The sequence below is a fragment of the Rhizobium sp. YJ-22 genome (assembly GCF_029601685.1).
In the GTDB taxonomy this organism is placed as follows: Bacteria; Pseudomonadota; Alphaproteobacteria; order Rhizobiales; family Rhizobiaceae; genus Metarhizobium.
Map to the genome: position 1 here is coordinate 413489 of NZ_JARRIR010000004.1, position 21593 is coordinate 435081.

General features: G+C 63.2%; 20 protein-coding genes. 12 read left to right on the forward strand and 8 right to left on the reverse strand.

All coding sequences use genetic code 11. The features are described 5' to 3' along the window. Positions 1 to 88: 88 nt before the first annotated feature. Positions 89 to 1444, forward strand: coding sequence for an esterase-like activity of phytase family protein (locus tag P7F60_RS12585; protein WP_277918067.1), 1356 nt, complete (start codon positions 89 to 91; stop codon positions 1442 to 1444). 44 nt (positions 1445 to 1488) lie between these two features. Here the strand turns inward: P7F60_RS12585 and ppx are convergent, their stop codons facing one another. The 4 genes from ppx to P7F60_RS12605 all read right to left on the reverse strand — a co-directional run bounded on the left by ppx (position 1489) and on the right by P7F60_RS12605 (position 7138). Next, positions 1489 to 3012: an exopolyphosphatase gene (gene ppx / locus P7F60_RS12590; protein WP_277918068.1), complete on the reverse strand. Its 1524-nt coding sequence runs from the start codon at positions 3010 to 3012 to the stop codon at positions 1489 to 1491. Positions 3013 to 3023: 11 nt separating this feature from the next. Next, positions 3024 to 5228, reverse strand: a complete 2205-nt coding sequence (locus tag P7F60_RS12595; protein ID WP_277918069.1) for an RNA degradosome polyphosphate kinase — start codon at positions 5226 to 5228, stop codon at positions 3024 to 3026. A gap of 64 nt (positions 5229 to 5292) precedes the next feature. Continuing rightward, entirely contained in the window at positions 5293 to 6003 is a 711-nt protein-coding gene (gene hdaA, locus P7F60_RS12600) for a DnaA regulatory inactivator HdaA (protein WP_277918070.1), read from the reverse strand. Continuing rightward, positions 5996 to 7138, reverse strand: coding sequence for an AI-2E family transporter (locus tag P7F60_RS12605; protein ID WP_277918071.1), 1143 nt, complete (start codon positions 7136 to 7138; stop codon positions 5996 to 5998). Before P7F60_RS12605 ends, hdaA begins: the two co-directional genes overlap by 8 nt. A 249-nt stretch (positions 7139 to 7387) precedes the next feature. Between P7F60_RS12605 and purM the strand changes: the two genes are divergently transcribed. From purM to P7F60_RS12620, 3 genes are all read left to right on the forward strand, one after another. Then, positions 7388 to 8461 (forward strand): phosphoribosylformylglycinamidine cyclo-ligase, encoded by a 1074-nt coding sequence (gene purM, locus P7F60_RS12610; RefSeq protein WP_277918181.1) that lies wholly within the window; start codon positions 7388 to 7390, stop codon positions 8459 to 8461. Continuing rightward, entirely contained in the window at positions 8458 to 9126 is a 669-nt protein-coding gene (purN, locus tag P7F60_RS12615) for a phosphoribosylglycinamide formyltransferase (protein ID WP_277918072.1), read from the forward strand. Before purM ends, purN begins: the two co-directional genes overlap by 4 nt. Positions 9127 to 9193: 67 nt before the next feature. Then, complete coding sequence (locus P7F60_RS12620; RefSeq protein ID WP_277918073.1) at positions 9194 to 10108, forward strand: omptin family outer membrane protease; 915 nt, start codon at positions 9194 to 9196, stop codon at positions 10106 to 10108. Positions 10109 to 10112: 4 nt separating this feature from the next. On the opposite strand, the gene P7F60_RS12625 is transcribed toward P7F60_RS12620, so the two are convergent. Both P7F60_RS12625 and P7F60_RS12630 read right to left on the reverse strand, forming a co-directional pair. Continuing rightward, positions 10113 to 10712 carry an NUDIX domain-containing protein gene (locus P7F60_RS12625; protein ID WP_277918074.1) on the reverse strand — a complete coding sequence of 200 codons (600 nt, stop codon included), beginning with the start codon at positions 10710 to 10712 and terminating at the stop codon, positions 10113 to 10115. Further along, positions 10709 to 12844 (reverse strand): molybdopterin oxidoreductase family protein, encoded by a 2136-nt coding sequence (locus P7F60_RS12630; protein WP_277918075.1) that lies wholly within the window; start codon positions 12842 to 12844, stop codon positions 10709 to 10711. Before P7F60_RS12630 ends, P7F60_RS12625 begins: the two co-directional genes overlap by 4 nt. A 62-nt stretch (positions 12845 to 12906) precedes the next feature. On the opposite strand from P7F60_RS12630, the gene P7F60_RS12635 reads away from it, so the two are divergent. The 3 genes from P7F60_RS12635 to P7F60_RS12645 are packed head-to-tail and all read left to right on the forward strand — an operon-like array spanning position 12907 to position 15148. Continuing rightward, on the forward strand, positions 12907 to 13758 hold the full coding sequence (locus P7F60_RS12635; RefSeq protein ID WP_277918076.1) for a 23S rRNA (adenine(2030)-N(6))-methyltransferase RlmJ: 852 nt from the start codon (positions 12907 to 12909) through the stop codon (positions 13756 to 13758). 12 nt (positions 13759 to 13770) lie between these two features. Further along, complete coding sequence (locus tag P7F60_RS12640) at positions 13771 to 14535, forward strand: ribonuclease (protein ID WP_277918077.1); 765 nt, start codon at positions 13771 to 13773, stop codon at positions 14533 to 14535. A 16-nt stretch (positions 14536 to 14551) separates the two neighbouring features. Continuing rightward, positions 14552 to 15148 carry a glutathione S-transferase gene (locus P7F60_RS12645; RefSeq protein ID WP_277918078.1) on the forward strand — a complete coding sequence of 199 codons (597 nt, stop codon included), beginning with the start codon at positions 14552 to 14554 and terminating at the stop codon, positions 15146 to 15148. A gap of 81 nt (positions 15149 to 15229) precedes the next feature. Here the strand turns inward: P7F60_RS12645 and P7F60_RS12650 are convergent, their stop codons facing one another. Further along, on the reverse strand, positions 15230 to 15874 hold the full coding sequence (locus P7F60_RS12650) for an outer membrane protein (RefSeq protein WP_277918079.1): 645 nt from the start codon (positions 15872 to 15874) through the stop codon (positions 15230 to 15232). A 353-nt stretch (positions 15875 to 16227) separates the two neighbouring features. Between P7F60_RS12650 and P7F60_RS12655 the strand changes: the two genes are divergently transcribed. The 5 genes from P7F60_RS12655 (at position 16228) to P7F60_RS12675 (ending at position 20631) form a co-directional block, all read left to right on the forward strand. Beyond that, positions 16228 to 16995: an SDR family oxidoreductase gene (locus P7F60_RS12655; protein ID WP_277918080.1), complete on the forward strand. Its 768-nt coding sequence runs from the start codon at positions 16228 to 16230 to the stop codon at positions 16993 to 16995. Then, positions 16992 to 19025 carry an excinuclease ABC subunit UvrC gene (gene uvrC / locus P7F60_RS12660; protein ID WP_277918081.1) on the forward strand — a complete coding sequence of 678 codons (2034 nt, stop codon included), beginning with the start codon at positions 16992 to 16994 and terminating at the stop codon, positions 19023 to 19025. The genes P7F60_RS12655 and uvrC overlap by 4 nt, the downstream gene beginning before the upstream one ends. 293 nt (positions 19026 to 19318) lie before the next feature. Next, positions 19319 to 19906 carry a CDP-diacylglycerol--glycerol-3-phosphate 3-phosphatidyltransferase gene (pgsA, locus tag P7F60_RS12665; RefSeq protein ID WP_277918082.1) on the forward strand — a complete coding sequence of 196 codons (588 nt, stop codon included), beginning with the start codon at positions 19319 to 19321 and terminating at the stop codon, positions 19904 to 19906. A 1-nt stretch (position 19907) separates the two neighbouring features. Beyond that, entirely contained in the window at positions 19908 to 20162 is a 255-nt protein-coding gene (gene moaD / locus P7F60_RS12670) for a molybdopterin converting factor subunit 1 (protein ID WP_277918083.1), read from the forward strand. Positions 20163 to 20166: 4 nt separating this feature from the next. Next, positions 20167 to 20631, forward strand: a complete 465-nt coding sequence (locus P7F60_RS12675) for a molybdenum cofactor biosynthesis protein MoaE (protein WP_277918084.1) — start codon at positions 20167 to 20169, stop codon at positions 20629 to 20631. On the opposite strand, the gene P7F60_RS12680 is transcribed toward P7F60_RS12675, so the two are convergent. Further along, a complete protein-coding gene (locus P7F60_RS12680; RefSeq protein WP_277918085.1) occupies positions 20632 to 21528 on the reverse strand; it encodes a branched-chain amino acid ABC transporter permease in 897 nt (298 codons plus the stop codon). Between the last annotated feature and the right edge of the window lie 65 nt (positions 21529 to 21593).

Genomic DNA, 21593 nt, shown 5'->3' on the forward strand with positions numbered 1-21593 from the left:
TCACGAAAGCTTCACCACCGCGTAATTCTCCAGACATCTTCGCCGCTTAACCGCTTTTGTCGTTATCCCCCATCGCACAGGTGAAACGATGAAAAACCTTCTTTTGACATCCGTCGCCCTCGGCCTGCTGGCAGGCCAGGCTTTCGCGGACGAAACCGAATTCAAGGCGAAACTCGTCGGCCAGGTGATCATCCCGGCCAATTCCATCATCGCCGCACCGGCCGATGCGCCCGATTTCCTCAAGCATGCCGGCAAGTTCACCACGCCCGACCGCAAACGCACTGAAGCGCTGGGCACGGTCGAGGGCAAGGACGGCGTGCGCGTCACTGACATCAACCTGCCCTTCGACGGCCAGGCGATGCAGGGCTTCTCCGGCATCAAGACCATGGATGACGGCAGCTTCTGGACGCTCTCCGACAACGGCTTCGGCACGAAGCTGAATTCGCCGGATGCGGCCTTGATGCTGCACAATGTCAAATTCGACTGGGAGAACGGCAAGACCGAGGTCGTCAAGCACATCTTCCTCTCCGATCCCGACAAGAAGGCTCCCTTCCCGATCGTTCTGGAAGGTGCGGAGAAACGTTATCTCACCGGCGCCGATTTCGACATCGAATCGATCCAGCCAGTCGCCGACGGCTTCTGGATCGGCGAGGAATTCGGTCCCTACCTGCTGAAGGTCGACACCGAGGGCCGCCTCACCGACGTGATCCCGACGCTGGTCGACGGCAAACCGGTGACCTCGCCGGACAATCCGACGATCACCGTTCCCGGCAACCCGACGCAAAAGCTTCCCGCCTTCAACCTGAAGCGCTCCGGCGGCTTCGAAGGCCTGGCGATGAGCAAGGACGGCGCGAAACTCTACGGCCTGCTCGAAGGCCCGCTCTACCTCGAAGACGGCTCGACCGAAAAAGCCGGCGACCGCACCGCCACCCGCATCATCGAGTTCGACGTCGCCTCGAAGGCGTGGACCGGCCGCAGCTGGCTCTATCCGCTCGATCCGCAGGGCGCCGCCATCGGCGATTTCAACATGCTGGACGAGACCACCGCGCTGGTCATCGAGCGTGATAACGGCGCCGGCACCGCCGACAAGGCCTGCGCCGACGTCAAGCAGCCGAAGCCGGATTGCTTCGCCCCGCCAGCCGTGCTCAAGCGCATCTACAAGATCGAGTTCAACGACGCCAATGTCGGCCAGGCCGCCCGCAAGATCGGCTATATCGACCTGCTGAAGATCGAGGATCCCGACAATAAAAAGAAGGCGGGCTCGATCGCCGGCATCTACGACATGCCCTTCGTGACGATCGAGAATGTCGACCGCGTCGATGCCACGCATATCATCGTCGGCAACGACAACAACCTGCCCTTCTCGGCCGGTCGCGCGCTGGACAAGGCTGACGACAACGAGTTCAGCTTGCTCGAAGTCGGCGATTTCCTCAACGCGAAGTAAAGCCTGGAAACGAAAGCGCCCTCTCCTTCGCGGAGAGGGCGTTTTTATTCGAAAACGAAGGTCAGCCGCTTGCCGGTCAGCTTGGCCAGTTGTTGCAGGCGGCCTTCCAGCCGCTCGCCGGCAAAGTCGTGATAGGGATGCGGCACGACGAATTCGAGATCGAGATCGGGCTTGTCCGACGTGCGGAAGGCCAGGTTACCGACCACGCCCGGCATCGAGGCCGAGAACAGGTAGACGACGCGCAACAGCCCCCCGAGCAGCTTGGCCCGGTCAAGGAAATGCGGGGTGGCGATAGTCGCCAGCGGTCCGGTCGCTCCGTCGTCGCGCAGTCCTTCGAAGCGGTAGTAATTGGTCAGCGCGATGTAGGCGCGGCCGGGATGAGTGATGCCGATGAACGAGGAGTGAGCGATGATGTTCAACGCCTGCAGCCCGCGATAATCGGGATGCGCGCGCCAGCTTATGTCTGCCAGCAGGCAGGCGGCCTGCCGGTAGCGGCTTTCTTCCTCGGTTTCCTCGATGCCGAAGAACGGCATCATCCGGCCGGTCCATTCAGCCAGTTCGCGCGCGTGTTCGGGTGAGCGCGCGCGCAGGATCGCCAGTTCGTCCGCGGCCGTCAGCAGCGGATCGTTCGCCTGCTCCTGTGACGACAGCAGCGAATAGAGATAGCCTTCGCGCACGCCCTGCGCCGAGAAGCAGACACGGGCGGGCCTCATGACTTCCAGCACTTCCTTCATGGCGACCGCACCGAAGGGCAGCAGCGCCCGGCGGCTCTTGGAAACGGCGGCAAAGGCGGGGTTCTTCGAATCGCGCGACTGGATCACCTCTTCGAGGAAGCGAAGCGCCTCGTCGAGCGGCACCTCGTAGCCCTGCATCATGTGCAGCGGATATTGGCGCATTTCCATGTGCAGCTTGGCGATGTTGCGCCAGGTGCCGCCGACCGCATAGAAGGTCCGCCCCGCCCCCGCCTTCAACAACTCGGCAGCGCGGCGCACCTGCTTGCGCGCGAAGACGCGCGCCTTGTCGATGGAATTGCCGGAATATTCGGAAAGACGCAGGCCACCGAGCGGCAGCGTAACGCCCTTGCCGAAGGCCTTGCCCTCGATATCGATCAGTTCCAGCGAGCCGCCACCGAGATCGCCGGCGATGCCATCGGCGTGGAAAAAGCCGCTGATGATGCCGAGCGCCGAAAACTTCGCCTCTTCCTCGCCGGTCAGCACGCGCACGGGCTGGCCGAGGATTTCCTCCGCCTGGCAGATGAAATCCGGCCCGTTCTGCGATTCGCGCGCCGCAGCCGTCGCCAGCACATACATGGTGCGGGCGCGCGCCTGCACGGAAAGCGCTCGGAAACGGTGAAGCGCGGCCAAAGCCCGCTCGACTGCCTGTTCGTCCATGCGGCCGGTGAGCGCGATGCCCCTGCCGAGGCCGCAAAGCACTTTTTCGTTGAAGAGAATTGCGGGCGACCGCGACAAGCCTTCGTATACAACCAGACGAATGGAGTTCGATCCGATATCCACGACGGAGACGGGCGCTATGCCAGGCAAACGCCCCTGAGCTTCCGATTCAACCATGCAATTCCAGTTTATCTCTTCTTGCCGGAGACCCAGCCCGCAATCAGCTTGGGCGCGCTGGAGTTCAATGCTTCACCGCGGCCGGAAAGGCTCGGGTTGGTCATGAAATAGTGCTGCGCATTGAAGGGTTCTTCCCCTTCGCGGACGTCCATGCGCCTGGAGGTTCCATCGGGGAGTATCTCGTAGCTCTGCTGGTTGTCAATGAGATTGCCCAGCATGATCTGCGAAAGAACCTGCGCGTGCACGGTCGGGTTGGTGAGCGGCACCAGCGTCTCGACGCGGCGGTCGAGGTTGCGCGGCATCATGTCGGCCGAGCCGATATAGACGAGCGATTTCTCCGAGGGCAGGCCGTGGCCGTTGCCGAAGCAGAAGATGCGGCTGTGCTCCAGGAAGCGCCCGACGATGGATTTGACGCGGATGTTTTCCGAAAGCCCAGGCACCTGCGGGCGCAGGCAGCAGATGCCGCGCACCACCAGGTCGATCTCGACGCCGGCATTGCTGGCGGCATAGAGCGCATCGATGATCTCGGGATCGACCAGCGAATTCATCTTCATCCAGATCGCCGCCGGCCGGCCGTTGCGGGCATGCTCGGTTTCTTCGGCGATATGGGTGAGAATGCGGGTGCGCAGCGTATAGGGCGAGACAGCCAGCTTCATGCTGGCTTCCGGCTCGCCATATCCGGTGATGAAGTTGAAGATGTTCGCCATGTCATGGGCGATCTTCGGGTTGCAGGTGAAGAAGGACAGGTCGGTGTAGATCTTGGCGGTGATCGGGTGATAGTTGCCGGTACCGAGGTGGCAATAGGTGCGCAGCTTGCCATCCTCGCGGCGCACGACCATCGACATCTTGGCATGGGTCTTCAGCTCGATGAAGCCGAAGACCACCTGCACGCCGGCGCGCTCCAGGTCGCGCGCCCAGCGGATATTGGCTTCCTCGTCGAAGCGGGCCTTGAGCTCCACCAGCGCGGTCACCGACTTGCCGGCTTCGGCCGCATCGATCAGGGCGCGCACGATCGGGCTGTCGTTGGAGGTGCGGTACAGCGTCTGCTTTATCGCCAGAACGTCAGGATCGCGCGCAGCCTGGAGCAGAAACTGGACCACCACGTCGAAGGACTCATAAGGGTGGTGGACGACCATGTCCTTTTCGCGGATGGCGGCAAGGCAGTCGCCGGCATGGTCGCGGACGCGTTCGGGAAAGCGGGCGTTGTAGGGTTGAAATCGCAAGTCTTCACGCGGCGCCTTGGTGATTTCCGAGAGCGTGTTGAGCGCGAGAAGGCCGGGCAGAACGGCGACGCGGTTTTCCGGCACGCCGAGTTCCTGCACCACGAACTGGCGCAGCGACACCGGCATTTCCGAATCGGTCTCGATGCGGATGACTGAGCCGCGACGGCGCCGCTTCAGCGCGGTCTCGAAGTAGCGCACCAGATCTTCGGCTTCTTCCTCGACCTCGATATCGCTGTCGCGGATGAGGCGGAAAGTGCCGTAGCCCTTCACCTCATAGCCGGGGTAAAGGCGGTGGATGAACATGCCGACCACGTCTTCCAGCGTGATGTAGCGGATGACGTTGCCGAGATCGGGCAGACGCACGAAGCGATCGAGTGCGGTCGGCAGGCGCAGAAGCGCCGTCATCGGCTCGCGATCGTTGCGGCTGACCAGCTGCAAACCCATGGAGAAGCCGAGATTGGGGATGAAGGGGAATGGATGCGCCGGATCGATCGACAGCGGCGTCAGCACCGGGAAGATCGACTGCTCGAATTCTGTTGCCAGCCAGGTGCGATCGTCTTCCGACAGCGCCGCCGGGCGGACGATGAGGATGTCTTCCTTGGCCAGATATTGCTGCAGCACGGCGAGCGAAGCCTGCTGCTCCATCTGCAGATTGTCGATCTCCTTGAGGATATCCTCCATCTGCTCGGCCGGCGTCTTGCCGTCGGGGGAACGCATGGCGATGCCCTGGCGCACCTGGCCTTCGAGACCGGCGACGCGGACCATGAAGAATTCGTCGAGATTGGCTGCCGAGATCGACAGGAAGCGGACGCGCTCCAGAAGCGGATGCGCGGTGTTCAGCGTTTCCTCGAGCACACGGCGATTGAACTGAAGCCAGGAAAACTCACGGTTGATGAAACGCGCCGGGCTGGAGAGGATATCGTTTTCGGGCGCAGTCGGCGGAGAAACCGTTCCCGCAGTCCCGACTTTTGCCGTGGTGAGCCCGGAATCCATAGTCTTCGCCTTTCCTTTAACTTCGCATCCGCCGTATAACAGTTTGACGACGGTTCTGTGACAGTCAATCGTTCGTCGCGTCATTTCCAAGACTATGAAGCACTTCCGCGGCCAGCGGCCGGGTGATGCGGGTGCCGCGCGCTAGCGCTAGCCGATCGAGGCGCTCAACGATCGTTTGCGCCGCCTCCATGGAACGCTCCATCCGCTGAACGATATAGGCGACGAGTTTGTCATCTATGTAAAGCTGGCGGTCGGCGAACAGCTTGACGATCACCTGGCTCAGCAATTCCTCGTCGGGCTCGCCAATCTCCACCGTGGTCGCCGCCTTGAGGCGCGATTTCAGATCGGGCAGCGTCACCGGCCAGGACATCGGCCACAGCCGCGAGGTCATCAGCAGGTGATGGCCATGCTGACGCACGCTGTTGATGACGTGGAACAGCTCCGTCTCGTCGAAAGCGATGCGGTCGGCGTCCTCGAAAATGACAGGGCCTTGCGCCGCCAGGCGCGGCGCCTCCTCCCCCTGCCGCGGCAGGATATCGGCAGCGCCGCTCAACTCCCGCCAGATGCTGGCCAGATGCGATTTTCCCGAACCGGCCGGACCGGCGAGGATGACGACCGGCGACGGCCAGCGCGGCCAGTCGTCTATCAACGAGACGGCCGCCGCCAAGGGATCGGCGACCAGCAGATCGTCGCGGCTGCTGGATGTATCATGGGCAAACCGCAAGGGCAGTTGCTCGGCGCCCTTGCGTGTCGGATTGGTCTTCTGCTCAGTCATTGTCGATTGCCCGGGGGGAAACCTTTTCGTCCTGCTCGATGAACGGCGCCTCGACGGCGCTGCCGAAATAGAGGTCGCTTTCCAGATAGCGGTTGAGCGCAAAGCGGACCAGCACGCCGATGGCGGCCGCCGCCGGCACCGCCACCAGCAGGCCGACGAAGCCGAACAGTGCGCCGAAGGCGAACAGCGCGAACATCAGCCATACCGGATGCAGGCCCACACTCTGGCCGACCAGCTTCGGTTGCAGGATATTGCCCTCGATGAACTGGCCGCTGAAGAAGACGGCCAGCACCAGGCCGATCCACACCGGATCGGCGCCGAACTGCACCAGCGCCACGCCGACCGACAGCACGAGGCCGATCATGGAGCCGACATAGGGGATGAAGCTGATCATGCCGGAGAACAGGCCGATCAGCAGCCCGAAATTCAGCCCGACCAGCGACAGGCCGGCCGCGTAGTAGATGCCGAGGATGAGGCAGAGCGAGCCCTGGCCACGTATGAAGCCCGCGACAGCCTGGTCGATCTCGCGGGCGATCTGGCGCACGCTGCCGACATAATCGCGCGGGATCCAGCGGTCGACCTTGGCGATCATGTGGTCCCAGTCGAGCAGGATGTAGAAGGCGACGACCGGGGTGACGATCAACAGCGAGATGACGTCGACGATCGCCTTGCCGGAATTCCAGATCTGGCTGAACAGCCCGGTCAGGAAGGCGACGCCTTCCGACATGATGCCGGAGAAATTGTTCTTGATATTGCCGATCTGGCCCTTCACCCAGCCGGGCAGCATGGAATTCTGGGCATCGACGACGAAGGCGCGCAGCTTTTCGATATATTCCGGCAGGCGCTGGGCGAAATCGTTGAGCTGGCCGACGAGGACCGGGATGACCACCATCAGCGACAAGGCGATGATGACGATGAAACCGATGAGGATGACCAGCGTCGCCATGGTGCGGCTCAGCCCAAGGCGCTCCAGCCTGTCAGCCACCGGATCGAGGAAATAGGCGATCGCCATGCCGGCCAGGAAAGGCAGCAGGATCGAACTGAACACATACAGAAAGACGATGAACCCGACGAGGAAGGCCAGCCAGAAAAATATCTGACGCTTGAGAAGGCTGCCGCTGATATGATGTCGCATGGGTTTCTCGCTGCCGGGATCGCTGTTCGCAAGACATCAGATGGGCCCCGCGCGTTGCGATGTCCATAATGGTGATGCCGAAAGGCGGTCAAGCCTGCCGGCGAAAGGCGCGCAGGCTTCCGTGAATTTCGGGCATTCACCCACGCAATCCCTTGCATAATGGGGATTGTCATGCAATTGCGACCAGCGAATGACGATGTGCGACCACAGGATCAAGGGCGAGCGGAGACACCCATGAGCGAAACTGGCATGAGCGAAACGGGCAAGAACGGTCTGACCTATAGCGATGCCGGCGTCGACATCGATGCCGGCAATCTTCTGGTCGAGAAGATCAAGCCGGCGGTGCGCTCCACACGCCGCCCGGGCGCGGATGGCGAGATCGGCGGCTTCGGCGGTCTCTTCGACCTGAAGGCCGCCGGCTTTACCGATCCGATCCTGGTCGCCGCAAACGACGGCGTCGGCACCAAGCTGAAGATCGCCATCGACGCCGGCAAGCACGACACTGTTGGCATCGACCTCGTCGCCATGTGCGTCAACGATCTCGTCGTGCAGGGCGCCGAGCCCTTGCTGTTCCTCGATTATTTCGCCACCGGCAAGCTCGATCCCGACCAGGGCGCCGCCATCGTCGGCGGTATCGCCGATGGCTGCCGCCAGGCCGGCTGCGCGCTGATCGGCGGAGAGACCGCCGAAATGCCCGGCATGTATGCTGGCGGCGATTACGACCTCGCCGGCTTTGCGGTGGGTGCGGCCGAACGCGGCAAGCTGCTGCCCTCCGGCGACGTTGCCGAAGGCGACGTCATTCTCGGCCTCGCCTCCTCCGGCGTGCATTCGAACGGCTATTCGCTGGTGCGCAAGATCGTCGGCATTTCCGGCCTCGCCTGGGATGCTCCGGCCCCCTTTGCAGACGGCAAGACGCTCGGCGAAGCGCTGCTGGAGCCGACCCGCATCTATGTGAAGCCGCTGCTCTCCGCCATCCGCAAGACCGGCGCGATCAAGGCGCTGGCGCATATCACCGGCGGCGGTTTCCCGGAAAACATTCCGCGCGTGCTGCCCAAGCACCTTGCCGCCGAGATCGACCTCTCCGCCTTCGCCGTCCCGGCCGTCTTCTCGTGGCTGGCTGAGACCGGCGGCGTGGAAGCGAAGGAAATGCTGCGCACCTTCAATTGCGGCATCGGCATGATCGCCGTCGTTTCGGCCGGTGACGCGGAAACCGTGCGCGCCGCGCTCGCCGCCGAGGGAGAACAGGTCGTCACACTCGGCCGCATGGTGGCCCGCGCCGAAGGCGCCGCCGGCACCGTCTATACTGGCACGCTCGCCCTATGACATCTGCCCCGCGCAAACGCGTCGCGGTCTTCATTTCCGGCGGCGGTTCGAACATGCTGGCGCTGGCGAAAGCCTGCGAGGCGGCGGATTTTCCGGCCGAAATCGTCGCCGTGCTCTCCGACAAACCGGAAGCCGGCGGGCTTGCCAAGGCGAAAGCGCTCGGCATTCCGGCGCTCGCCTTCGAGCGCCGCGCCTATGGCTCGAAGGCCGAGCACGAGGCGGCGATCCTCGCCGCCCTTGCCGAGATCAAGCCGGATATCATCTGTCTTGCCGGCTATATGCGCCTCGTCAGCGCCGATTTCATTCGCCCCTATGAGGGCCGGATGATCAATATCCATCCCTCGCTGCTGCCGAATTTTCCCGGCCTGCATACCCACCAGCGGGCGCTGGAGGCCGGCCATGCGCAAGCCGGCTGCACCGTGCATTTCGTCACCGAAGGCATGGACGAAGGCCCGGTCATCGTGCAGATGACGGTGCCGGTCGAGGCCGGCGACACCGCCGAGACGCTCGCCGCACGCGTGCTGACCGTCGAGCACCGGGCCTATCCGCTGGCGCTGAAGCTGCTCGCCGAGGGCCGGGTTGCCATGGTCGAGGGCCGCACGCGTTTTGCCGACGAGGCCGCCGCACGCGCCGCGAACGGCCGCCTGAGCGATCTCAACCAATAATTTACCAAACTTCGCGATTGTGAAGATCGGCCCTTGACGGCCGCTCGCAAACATCCGGAGTTCGTCCATGACCGCCACGAGACATGCTTTCCTGCCGCTGACGGCCGGGCTTCTCGCCTTTTCCTGCGGCATGGCACTAGCCAATGACGAGCGGGTGGGGGCTTCGATCGGCGTCGGGCTCGCCAATATTCGTGCACATGAGACGGTGTTTTCCGGAGATCACAAGCTCAGCCAGCTCGAATGGCAATCGAAGGCGGTTCAGGTGCTGCGCGGCAGCCTCGATATCGATGTCGGCTCCGGCTGGTCGGTAAAGCTGGAAGGCAAGACCGGCATCAACGGCAACGGCCACATGGTCGATTACGACTGGCTCGTGCCGGGCGCCGACTGGACCCATCGCTCCGAGCATGACGACACCGGCCTCGACCACTATTACAATGGCAGCGTCGAGGTGAACCGATTGCTGTTCGGCGACAGCCTGCAAAATCTCTCCGTCGGCATCGGCGGTCGCTACACCGATGTCAAATGGACCGCGCGCGGCGGCGATTTCGTCTACAGCGTCGACAGTTTCCGCGACACGATCGGCTCCTTTACCAGCGGTGTCGCCGGCATCAGCTACCAGCAGAAAATCCCGGTTCTCTATGCGACGCTGAACGGCGAGCAGACCATGGGCCGCTTCCGCCTGACCGGCGCGCTGGAAGTGGGCGCCGTCATCCGCAATCGCAGCGGCGACGACCACTGGCTGCGCAACCTGCGCGTGGACGACAGTTTCAAGCTGTCGCCGATGTTCGGCGCCAAGGCAGGCATCGAATATTCGCTGACGCAGAACATCGCGCTCTATCTCGACGGATCCTTCGAGGCGACGAAATTCCGGCGCGGCGATGCGGAATATGCCGACACGACCGGCAACACCTATTACGAAGATGGCGCCGGCGGCGGCTTTGCCGCCGGGTATATCGGCACGGGCGTGCGCGGCTCGTTCTGAGGGGTCACACCGCCGTCAGCTCCGACCGATGGATTAACGCCCACTGGATCAGCATGATCGTCTTGGCGTCGCAGATCTCGCCGCTGTCGATCATCGCCGAGGCCCGGTCGAGGCCGATTTCCAGCACCTCGATATCCTCGTGCTCGCTGTCCAGCCCGCCGCCATCGGTCTGGCGTTCGCCGGCATCGATCAGCGCCACGAAGAAATGGATGATTTCCGTCACCGCGCCCGGCGACATGAAGCTGCGGAAGATCGGCCTGATATCATGGACGACATAGCCGGTCTCCTCCATCACCTCGCGGCGGATGGCTTCAGTCGGGTGGTCGCCGTCGAGCAGGCCGGCCGGCGTCTCGATCATCCAGCCGCTATGGTGGTTCAGATACGCCGGCATGCGGAACTGGCGCACCAGCACGACGGTCTGCCGCTTTGGATCGAACAGCAAGATGGTCGCGCCGTTGCCGCGATCGTAGACCTCGCGCTTCAGCCGCACGGTCTCGCCGGTCGAGCCGGTATAATCGAAAGTGACGTTACGCAGGTGATACCAGTTCTTCGATAGCGTCTCGTCCTTGACGATGTCGATGCGGGCCTTGTCGAACTTGCTCATGCCATCTCCTTGGCCACATCCCTGCGCAGCCAGACTTTCGTGTCATGCACCGCCGCACCGCCATAGGGCGCGACCTGGTCGGCGCCGGTCAGCACGTTGATGCCCTCGCCGTCGAGATGCGCTTTGTTCGGCCAGATGCCCTCGGCGACCAGCACGCCGGGCTTGACCGTTTCCGTCACCTTCGCATGCAGGCGCACGCTGCCGCGGGAATTGCCGAGCACGACGATCTCGCCGCCGGCAATGCCGGCGGCTTCCGCATCCCTCGGATTGACCATCACCTCGGGGCGATTTTCCTTCTGAAGCGAGGTTTTTGTCTCCGTAAAGCTCGAATTCAGAAAATTGCGCGCCGGCGAGGTGGCGAGGCGGAAGGGATGTTCGGCATCCGCCGTCTCGATCAGGTCGACGTGATCGGGGAAGACCGGCAGCGCTTGATGCGGCCCGAGCGCGCCCAGCGATTCCGGCGGGCGCGTCAGGGCCGGCGTGCCGGTCCAGTCCGGCTTGAAGCGGAATTTTCCGTCGGCGAAACCGAAGCCGTTGAGGTAATGCGCCTCCTCGAAAGCCGGGGCGGCGTCGATCCATTTGTGTTCCAGCAGGTAATCGAAGCCGGGACGGCCGCTTTTCGCCATCATCCGGTCGATCGTCTCGCGTTCAGTGAGGCCGAAGCCGGGGCGGTCGGCGACGCCGAGGCGCTTGGCCAGTTCCTCGATGACGAAGAGATTGGTGCGCACGGTTTCCGGCGGCTCGATCACTTTCGGCCCAAGCAGGATATGGCTCTGGCCGCCGCCGCGATAGATGTCGTCATGCTCGACGAACATGGTGGCCGGCAGCACGATATCGGCCATGTCGGCGGTGTCGGTCATGAAATGCTCATGCACCGCCACGAACAGGTCGTCGCGGGCAAAACCCTGCCGCACCCGGCGCTGCTCCGGCATCACCGTCATCGGGTTCGTGTTCTGGATCAGCATCGCCGTGACCGGCCCACGTCCGCGCAGGGCCTCGCGGTCGCCGGTGAGGATGCGGCCGATCTGCGACTGGTCGAGCACGCGGATATCCGGGTCGACGAAGGCGGTGCCCATCAGCTCGGACTTGTCCATGGCGAAGACGCCGCTGTTGGAATGGAAGGCGCCGCCGCCTTCATATTGCCATGAGCCGAGCACGGTGGCGATGGAGGCGGCAGCATGCATCGCCACCGAGCCGTTGCGCTGGCGGGTAAACCCGTAGCCGAGCCGGAAAAAGGTCTTTTTCGTCTGGCCGACGAGGCGGGCGAAGGCCTCGATCTCCTCGACCGTCAGGCCGGTGATGGCGGCGGCCCATTCCGGCGTGCGCGTCTGCAGATGCGCCTCAAGTCCTTCGGGATCGTCGGCGAAGCGGGCCATGTAGGTGTGGTCGGCATAACCGTCGCGGAAGGCGACATGCATGACGGCGCAGGCGAGCGCGGCATCCGTGCCCGGCCGCACCACCAGCCCGAGATCGGCCTGCTTCATCGTCGCATTGTCATAGACGTCGATGACGACGATCTTGGCGCCGCGCTCCTTGCGGGCCTTGATCGCATGGGTCATGACATTGACCTGGGTGACGACTGCATTGGTGCCCCAGATGACCACGCAATCCGACACCGCCATCTCGCGCGGATCCGGCCCGCGCAGCGCGCCGGTGCCCATCATGTAGCCGGTCCAGGCCATGTTGACGCAGATCGTGTCGAAGAAGCCGGAATATTTCTTCACATGCCGCAGCCGCTCGATACTGTCGCGCTGCACCAGCCCCATCGTGCCGGCATAGAAATAGGGCCAGATCGCCTCACTGCCATGCGCCGCTTCCGCCTTGAGGAAGGCTTCGGCGATCTCGTCCAGCGCGTCATCCCAGCCGATCTCCTGCCAGGAACCGCCGCCTTTCACGCCCTTGCGGCGCTTCGGCGCCAGCAGACGGTCGGGATGGTAGACGCGCTCGGCATAGCGGGCCACCTTGGCGCAGATGACGCCGGCCGTGTAGGAATTGGCATCGCTGCCGCGCACGCGGCCGAGGCGTCCCGTGGCGTCGATGTCGATATCCAGCGCACAGGTCGAGGGACAGTCGTGCGGACAGGCCGAATGGCCGATGCGGGATTTGGCGGAAATGGGGGTCGCAATGTTCATGGCATTTCTATATGCCAAACGGCATAATCTCAAAAGCTCCAAAACGTGATCGCGGTCCCCCCATGAACTATCGGCATATCTACCACGCGGGCAATTTCGCCGACGTTCTCAAGCATGCGGTGCTGGCGCGCCTCATCCGCTACGCGCAGAACAAGGACGCCGCCTTCCGCCTGCTCGACACCCATGCGGGCATCGGGCTCTACGATCTCGGCTCGGAAGAGGCCCAAAAAACCGGCGAATGGCAGGAGGGCATCGGCAAGCTGATCGACGCGGATCTGCCGGAGCCGGCCGCCACGCTGCTCGCGCCCTATCTCAATGCGGTGAGGGAACTGAACCCGGAGGGCGGCGTGCGCCGCTATCCCGGCTCGCCGAAGCTGGCGCGCATGCTGTTTCGTCCGCAGGACCGCCTGTCGGCCATGGAACTGCACCCCGACGATTGCGGCGTGCTGCAACGGCTGTTCGAGGGCGATTACCAGGTGCGTGTCACCCATCTCGACGGCTGGCTGGCGCTCGGCGCGCATCTGCCGCCCAAGGAAAAACGCGGCATCGTGCTGGTCGATCCGCCCTTCGAGGCGGCCAACGAATATGAGCGCATGGTCGACGGCCTCGCCCGCGCCTATCGCCGCTTTTCCGGCGGCACCTATTGCCTGTGGTATCCGATGAAGAAGGGCGCGCCGATCGCGAACTTTTATGAGGCGCTGAAGGCGCTGGAGATCCCGAAGATGCTCTGCGCCGAGCTGACGGTGAGGAGCGACCGCGAGACCGCCGGCCTCAACGGCTCCGGCCTTGTTATCGTCAACCCGCCCTATGTGCTGAAGGACGAGTTGCACGCCCTGCTGCCAGTCCTGAAGGAAAAGCTGGCGCAGGATCGTTACGCCTCGCAGCGCGCCTTCTGGCTGCGCGGCGAGGAATAGGACAGGCCCCGGATGCGCCGCTATACCGGTTTCGTCGCGCTGGCCCTGATGATGGTGCTGTCGCTGTGGTTCGGGCTCGGCGAAAAGGGCGGCAATCGCCTTACCCCGCCGCCGGCGACGCAACAGCAGCCGGCGCCGACCGCCCAGCCGAAACCCGCGCGACCAGCGGAAAAACCGGTGCAGAAGACATCCCTGCCGGCGACGGAGCAGGGTTTCGATTATTACGTGCTGTCGCTCTCCTGGTCGCCGAGCTATTGCCAGAGCGACGAGGGCGCGGGTAATCGCCAGCAATGCGGGTCCAATCGCGACCTATCCCTGGTCGTCCACGGGTTCTGGCCGCAATTCGTCGACGGCTATCCGCAATTCTGCGGCAGCAGCGAGCCGGAGCGAGTGCCTGACGATCTCGCCCGCCGCCAGCTCGATCTCTTGCCGACCGTCGGCCTCGTCGGCCATCAATGGCGCAAGCATGGCACCTGCTCGAACCTGTCGCAGCGCGCCTATTTTGCAAAGCTGCGCGCCGCCTGGAACCAGCTCAAACTGCCGTCCGACCTGTCCAGTGCCGGCCAGCAGAAGACGCTGAGCACCGACCGGATCGTCTCGCAACTGACCGCTGCCAATCCCGGCCTGATCGCGTCCGCCATCGACGTCACCTGCGACGGCTCCAAACTCGATGAAATCCGCATCTGCCTGAACAAGGATCTGAGCTATCGCGAATGCAGCGGCGATAACCGCCGTGTCTGCCGCCGCGATCGCCTCGTCCTGCCCGCCGCTCCCTGATCGAGGAGGAACATCCATGAAACTGCTCTACGCCCCAGCCTCGCCCTATTCCGCCAAGGTGCGGATGGCCGCGCGCCATCTCGGCATCGCGTTGGAGGAACAGGTGGTCGACACCAATGCCGCGCCGCCGGAACTGACCGGCCCCAATCCGCTCGGCAAGATTCCCGTGCTGATCCGCAAGGATGGCGGCGCCGTTTTCGACAGCCGGGCGATCATGCTGTTCCTGCACCGCGAATCGGGCAAGAAGCTCTATCCCAAGGGCGAAGCCGGCACGCAGGCGCAGGTGCTGGAAGCCCTGTGCGACGGCATCACCGACAGCCTGCTGTCGGTTGTCTACGAGCGGCGCTTCCGCCCCGCCGAGATGGTCTACCAGCCCTGGATCGACCGCCAGTGGGACAAGGTGTCCCGCGGCCTCGCCTATCTCGAAGCCGACCTCCCCGACCCGGAAAAATCCCTGCATGGCGGCATTTTCGCACTGGCGGCGATGAGCGGCTATCTCGCGCTGCGCTTCGAAGGCCTCTGGGAGGCCGATCATCCGAAGCTCGCCGCCTGGCCAAAACGCTTCGCCAAGGCCTTCAACGCCTATGGCAAGCTGGCGCCGTGCGCCGCCTGATTGGCTTTTTCAGACTTCCCGAACGCAAAAAAGCCGGGGCGCGAACCCCGGCTTTTTCGTAAGGCTTAGACTTGGCGCGGATCAGAACTTGACGCCGAGACCGACCTTGACGGAATGCTCGTTGTAGTCGCGGTTTGCGAGGCCGCTGTTCAGCGAGAAGTCCTTGTCCTGATAGTCGGTGTAGCGATATTCGGCGCGTGCGGTGATGTTGTTGGTCACCAGGGTTTCGACGCCGGCGCCGACGGTCAGGCCGGCAGCGGTGCGCTTGTCGGACGAGGTGGCGTCGGATGCCTTGCTCTGCTGGACGGCGACACCGGCGGTGCCGTAAACCAGGACCGGGTTCAGATCGTAGCCGACGCGGCCACGGATCGAGCCGTTGACGCCCTGCTTGCTGCGGATGCCGTTGTTGACGTCGTCATTGCCGGAGTAGCCGATGTCGGCTTCGGCACCGTAGACGATCTGGCCGTTCTGCATGTTGTAGCCGCCGTAAACCTGGCCGCCGAGCTGACGTGCGTCATAATCGCCCTTGTTGAAACGGCCGAAATTGTAGGTGCCGGCGCCACCGAGGTAGGCGCCCGACCAGTCGCCGGCCGGCTGGGCCATTTCGACGGCAGCAGGCGCTTCCGGGATCTGGTCGACGGCGTCGGCAGCCTGGGCGACGCTGAAGCCAAGCAGCGCGGTGGAAGCCATGGAAGTGGCGATGAGAGTCTTGATGAGGGTACGCATGTCTTTCTCCTTTCAGCCGTTCCGCGCCGGTTTCGACCGGGGTTGCGGAACGGAAATGCTAGTTTTCCCTGCCCGGTTGAGGAGAAATTGATCTGTAATTGAGGAATTGGAAGAGCCAAAATGTGAAATCATTGTGGCAAAACCGCGCCGTATTTTTGACGTTGCTTAATGGCAACAGGACATTTATTAACCATAACGAATGGTTACTGAACTTAAATTCGAATATACATGGTTAAAAAACAACTAATACTTAAGAAGAAAAAAATGGAATCGTCTAAAACCTGACTATTTAACCCCGGCGCCGGTGGACCTATATGGTAACGGCGGATTGCGGATCGCAGATAAGGACTGTCTTGAAGTATCAATCGAAAAAGACGGCGCTCGTGACCGGCGCAGCGAAAAGAATTGGCCGGGCAATTGCCGAGGATCTGGCCGAGCAAGGCTTCGCCGTGGCCATCCATGCCAATACGTCACTTGGCGATGCGGAAGATCTTGCCGCGACCCTGCGGAAAAAAGGTCATGTCGCACAAGCCTTTAAGGCTGATCTTCGCGAAACGGCGCAAACAACCGCCCTGATCGGCGAGGTCAATGCCGCCTTCGGACCACTGGGCCTTCTCGTCAACAACGCATCCGTCTTTCGCCATGATTCGGTCGACGTCTTCGACGCCGAGATCTGGGATGCACATTTTTCATTGCATCTGCGCGCATCCTCGCTTCTGGCGGCGGAATTCGCCCGGCAGTTGCCTGTGGACGCTGGCGGCCTGATCGTCAATATCGTCGACCAGCGGGTGATGGCGCTCAATCCGCGGTTCTATTCTTATACATTGTCGAAATCGGCATTGTGGACGGCGACGCAGACCATGGCGCAAAGCCTTGCCCCGCGCATCCGCGTCAATGCCATCGGCCCCGGCCCGTCGATGCCGAGCCCGCGGCAAACAATGGCCGATTTTCAGGCCCAGATTGACGGGCTGATTCTGAAGGCCGGGCCGCAACCCGCTGAATTCGGGAGGACGATCCGCTTTCTGTTCGACACGCCGTCGATTACAGGGCAGATGATCGCGCTCGACGGCGGCCAGCATCTCGCCTGGCAAACGCCCGATGTCGCGGAGATAGCCGAATGAACGGACAGAAGCTGCCGGAAGGCGGCGTCCTTTACGATGAAAACGAGGACGACGAAGACGAGATCGTAGAGGGCGGCGGCGATGCCGGCCGCGATTTGCCCTCCGCTATCGACTGGAACGAAGGCTGGAAGAACGAGACCGGCCTCAAGGGCCAGGATCTGATCGGCGAATTCGTCAAGCGCCTGCCCAACAGTCCCGGCGTCTACCGCATGTTCAACGAGGCGGGTGACGTGCTCTATGTCGGCAAGGCCCGCAGCCTGAAGAAGCGCGTCGGCAACTACGCGCAGGGGCGCGTGCATTCCAATCGCATCGCCCGTATGGTGCGCGAGACGGCGAACATGGAATTCGTCACCACCCGCACCGAGGTCGAGGCGCTGCTGCTCGAGGCCAACCTCATCAAGCGGTTGCGACCGCGCTTCAATGTGCTGCTGCGCGACGACAAGTCGTTTCCCTATATCCTGATCACCGGCGACCACCGGGCGCCCGCCATCTTCAAGCATCGCGGCGCGCGCGCGCGCAAGGGCGATTATTTCGGCCCCTTCGCCTCGGCCAGCGCCGTCGGGCGCACCATCAATTCGCTGCAGCGCGCTTTTCTCATCCGCACCTGTACCGACAGCGCCTTCGAGACCCGCACCCGCCCCTGTCTGCTCTACCAGATCAAGCGCTGTTCCGGGCCCTGCACCCATGAGGTCAGCGACGCCGCCTATGCCGAACTGGTGACCGAGGCCAAGGATTTCCTCTCCGGCAAGAGCCAGAACGTCAAGGCGGCCATGGCGAGCGCGATGGGCCAGGCTGCCGAGGAACTGGATTTCGAACGCGCTGCCATCTATCGCGACCGCCTGGCGGCGCTCTCGCATGTGCAGAGCCACCAAGGCATCAATCCGGCCAGCGTCGAGGAGGCGGATGTCTTCGCCATCCATCACGAGGGCGGTGTCTCCTGCATCCAGGTGTTCTTCTTCCGCACCGGGCAGAACTGGGGCAACCGCGCCTATTTCCCCAGAGCCGATCCGTCGCTCTCCAGCGCCGAGGTGTTGAGCGCCTTCCTGGCGCAGTTTTATGACGACAAGCCGGTGCCGCGCCATATTCTCCTGTCCGAGACGGTCGAGGAATTGGAACTGCTGACCGCCGCCTTCACCGAGAAGGCCGGCCACAAGGTTCAGGTGCTGGTGCCGCAACGCGGCGACAAGAAGGACGTGGTCGACCATGTGCTCGCCAATGCCCGCGAGGCGCATGGTCGCAAGCTGGCCGAAACCTCGTCGCAGGCGCGGCTGCTGCAGGGTTTTGCCGAAACCTTCGCCCTGCCCTTTACGCCGCGCCGCATCGAGATCTACGACAACTCGCATATCATGGGCACAAACGCGGTCGGCGGCATGGTGGTGGCGGGGCCGGAAGGCTTCGTGAAGAACCAGTATCGAAAATTCAATATCAAATCGACCGACATCACCCCCGGCGACGATTTCGGCATGATGCGCGAGGTGATGACCCGCCGCTTCAGCCGGCTGATCAAGGAGGAAGGCATTCCGGATCGCTCGGCGCCGGTCGCCCCGGAAGATCTGGCCGATGCGCCCTTCCCCGCCTGGCCCGACGTCATCCTCATCGACGGCGGCCAGGGCCAGATGACGGCGGTGCGCGCCATCCTATCCGAACTCGGCATCACCGATAGCGTCGTCGCCATCGGCGTCGCCAAGGGCGCCGACCGCGAGGCCGGGCGCGAGCGTTTCTTCCCGCCGGGCCGCGATGGCTTCACCCTGCCGCCGCGCGATCCCGTGCTCTATTTCATCCAGCGGATGCGCGACGAGGCGCACCGCTTCGCCATCGGCTCGCACCGGGCGCGGCGCAAGAAGGAAATGGTGAAGAACCCGCTGGACGAGATCGCCGGCATCGGCCCGACCCGCAAGCGGGCGCTGCTGCAGCATTTCGGCACCGCCAAGGCGGTCTCGCGCGCCGGGATTTCCGACCTGATGGCGGTGGAAGGCATTTCAGAGGCGGTCGCGAAACTGGTCTACGATCATTTTCATGATACGGCCTGACGCATGTCGCGCAAAAGTGTGCAGCGGTTTTGCGAGAACGACATGCGAAAAAAAGACCCTAAAGCGCAAGGAGCGCATCTGAAAGATCGCGACGCGCTTTAGGCGCAAACGGGAATCGATTGAAGGCATTGCGCCCTCTTCTTAACGTATCGCACGGACCTTTTCACGCGATACGGGAAAGTGATCGGATTTGCCGCAAAATGCGCACAAACGGCGTGGATTGCGAGGTTTGACAATTGACGGGCTCGATCCGAGACCGTCAATTACCGGCAGGAATTCAAAGGCAGGACGACATGGCTTCGCGTGCGTACAACATCCCGAACATTCTCACCTATGGGCGCATTCTCTGCGTGCCGCTCATCGTGGTCTGCTTCTTTGTGGAAGGCCGCCTGCAAAGCTCCGATTTCGCCCGTTGGGCCGCTGTCTGGATCTTCGTCATCGCCTCGGTGACGGATTTCTTCGACGGCTATCTGGCGCGCATCTGGAACCAGACCTCGAATATCGGGCGCATGCTCGATCCGATCGCCGACAAGCTGCTGATCGCCTCCATCCTGCTGCTGGTGGCCGCCGACGGCACCATCGCCGGCTGGTCGCTCTGGGCGGCGATCATCATCCTGTGCCGCGAGATCCTCGTTTCGGGCCTGCGCGAATACCTGGCCGAGCTGAAGGTCAGCGTGCCGGTGACGCGCATCGCCAAGTGGAAGACGACGGTGCAGATGGTCGCCATCGCCTTCCTGCTGGCCGGCCCCGCCGGCGACAAGGTTCTGCCCTACACCACCGAAATGGGCATCGGCCTTTTGTGGATCGCGGCGCTGCTGACCATGTATACCGGCTATGATTATTTCCGCGCCGGCGCCAAGCACATCATCGACGAGGAATGAGATGACGCGGCTCGTCTATTTCGCCTGGGTGCGGGAGCGGATCGGCAAGGCCGAGGAGGACATCGTCCTGCCTGCCAACGTGCGCACCGTTTCCGATCTGCTCAGCCACCTGACCTCGCTCGGCGAGGAATACGAGGCGGCGCTGCAGTTTCCCGAGGTCATCCGCGTCGCCATCGACCAGGAACATGTCGAGCATGACGAGCCGATTGCCGGCGCGTGCGAGATCGGCCTGTTCCCGCCGATGACCGGCGGCTGAAACCGTGTCCGCCGCCCCGGTCACCATCCGCGTTCAGGCGGAGGATTTCGATCTCCAAAGAGAGATCGACCTGCTGACCGCAGGGCGTGGCGAGATCGGCGCGGTCGTCACTTTCAGCGGCCTGTGCCGCGACGAAGGCGGGCGGCTGGAAGCGCTGGAACTCGAGCATTATCCCGGCATGGCCGAGGCGGAAATGACCCGCATCGCGCAAGCCGCTGTCGAGCGTTTCTCCCTGAAAGGCATCACCGCCATCCACCGCTACGGCCGCATCGGCGTCGGCGAAAACATCGTGCTGGTCATCGCCACCGCCTCGCACCGCCAGGCCGCCTTCGACGGCGCCAATTTCATGATGGATTTTCTGAAGACCGCCGCCCCCTTCTGGAAGAAGGAACACGGGGCCAGCGGCCAGGCCGGCGACTGGATCGCCGCCCGCGATGCCGACGATGCGGCACGCGACAAGTGGAAATGACTAAGGCACGACTTTCTCCCGCCGGGTCATGACCACGATCACCACCAGCAGCGAAAACAGGAAGAGGTCGCGCCAGACGATAGGCGCGAAGGAGCTCCAGACGGTTTCGGTCAAGCCCAGCAGCGCCGCCCCCAGCGCCGAGCGCAGGGGATCACTGACGCCGCCGATGGAGGCGATCATCACCACCTTGAGGCTGAAGATCAGGCCGGCGCCGAAATCCATGGTGCCGTAATAGGACGTCGCCATAAGCCCGGCGACCGCTGCGATCATCGCCGCCGCGAGATAGGCGACGAGGAAGACGCTGTTTGCATCGACGCCGCAGAATTCGGCGGCGCGGGCATCGTCCGCCACCGCCCGCCAGACCCGCCCGGCGCGGGTGCGCGCCAGCACCAGCGTGCCGAGCGCGATCAGGCCGATCATGACCGCGACATTGACGAGCTGGATCGCCGTCAGCGTCACCGCAATGCCGCCGACATGCCAGAGCGCCATCGTCTGATTGAGGAAAGGCGGCAGCCACAGGCTGCGGGTGTCCGAGGCCAGCCGCGCCGTTTCCATCAGCACGATCAGGCAGCCGAGCCCAGCGACGATTACCGTATTGGGAGCCGAAAAGGCGAAGCGCGCCATGATCCCGCGCCCGATGACGGCGGCGGCGAGCGCGCTGTATGCCAGCGCCGCGACGATCCCGAAGCCCAGCGCCGCCGGCAGTACCAGCCACAGCCGGTTCCAGCCGACATCGACGAACAGCACATACATCTGCCCGGAAAAGGCAAACAGCGCGCCATAGGTCAGGTCCGCCCGCTTGGTCACCGCAAAGGCAATCGCATAGCCGAAGGCCAGCAGCGCATAAAGCGCCGCCAGCGGCAGGGCATTGGCGATCTGTTGCGACAGATAGAGCATGAAGCGGCCTTTCTTCCGCCTCAAGAATAACTGGTAAAATTCCTTTTGCCAGTTATAATTTGTCC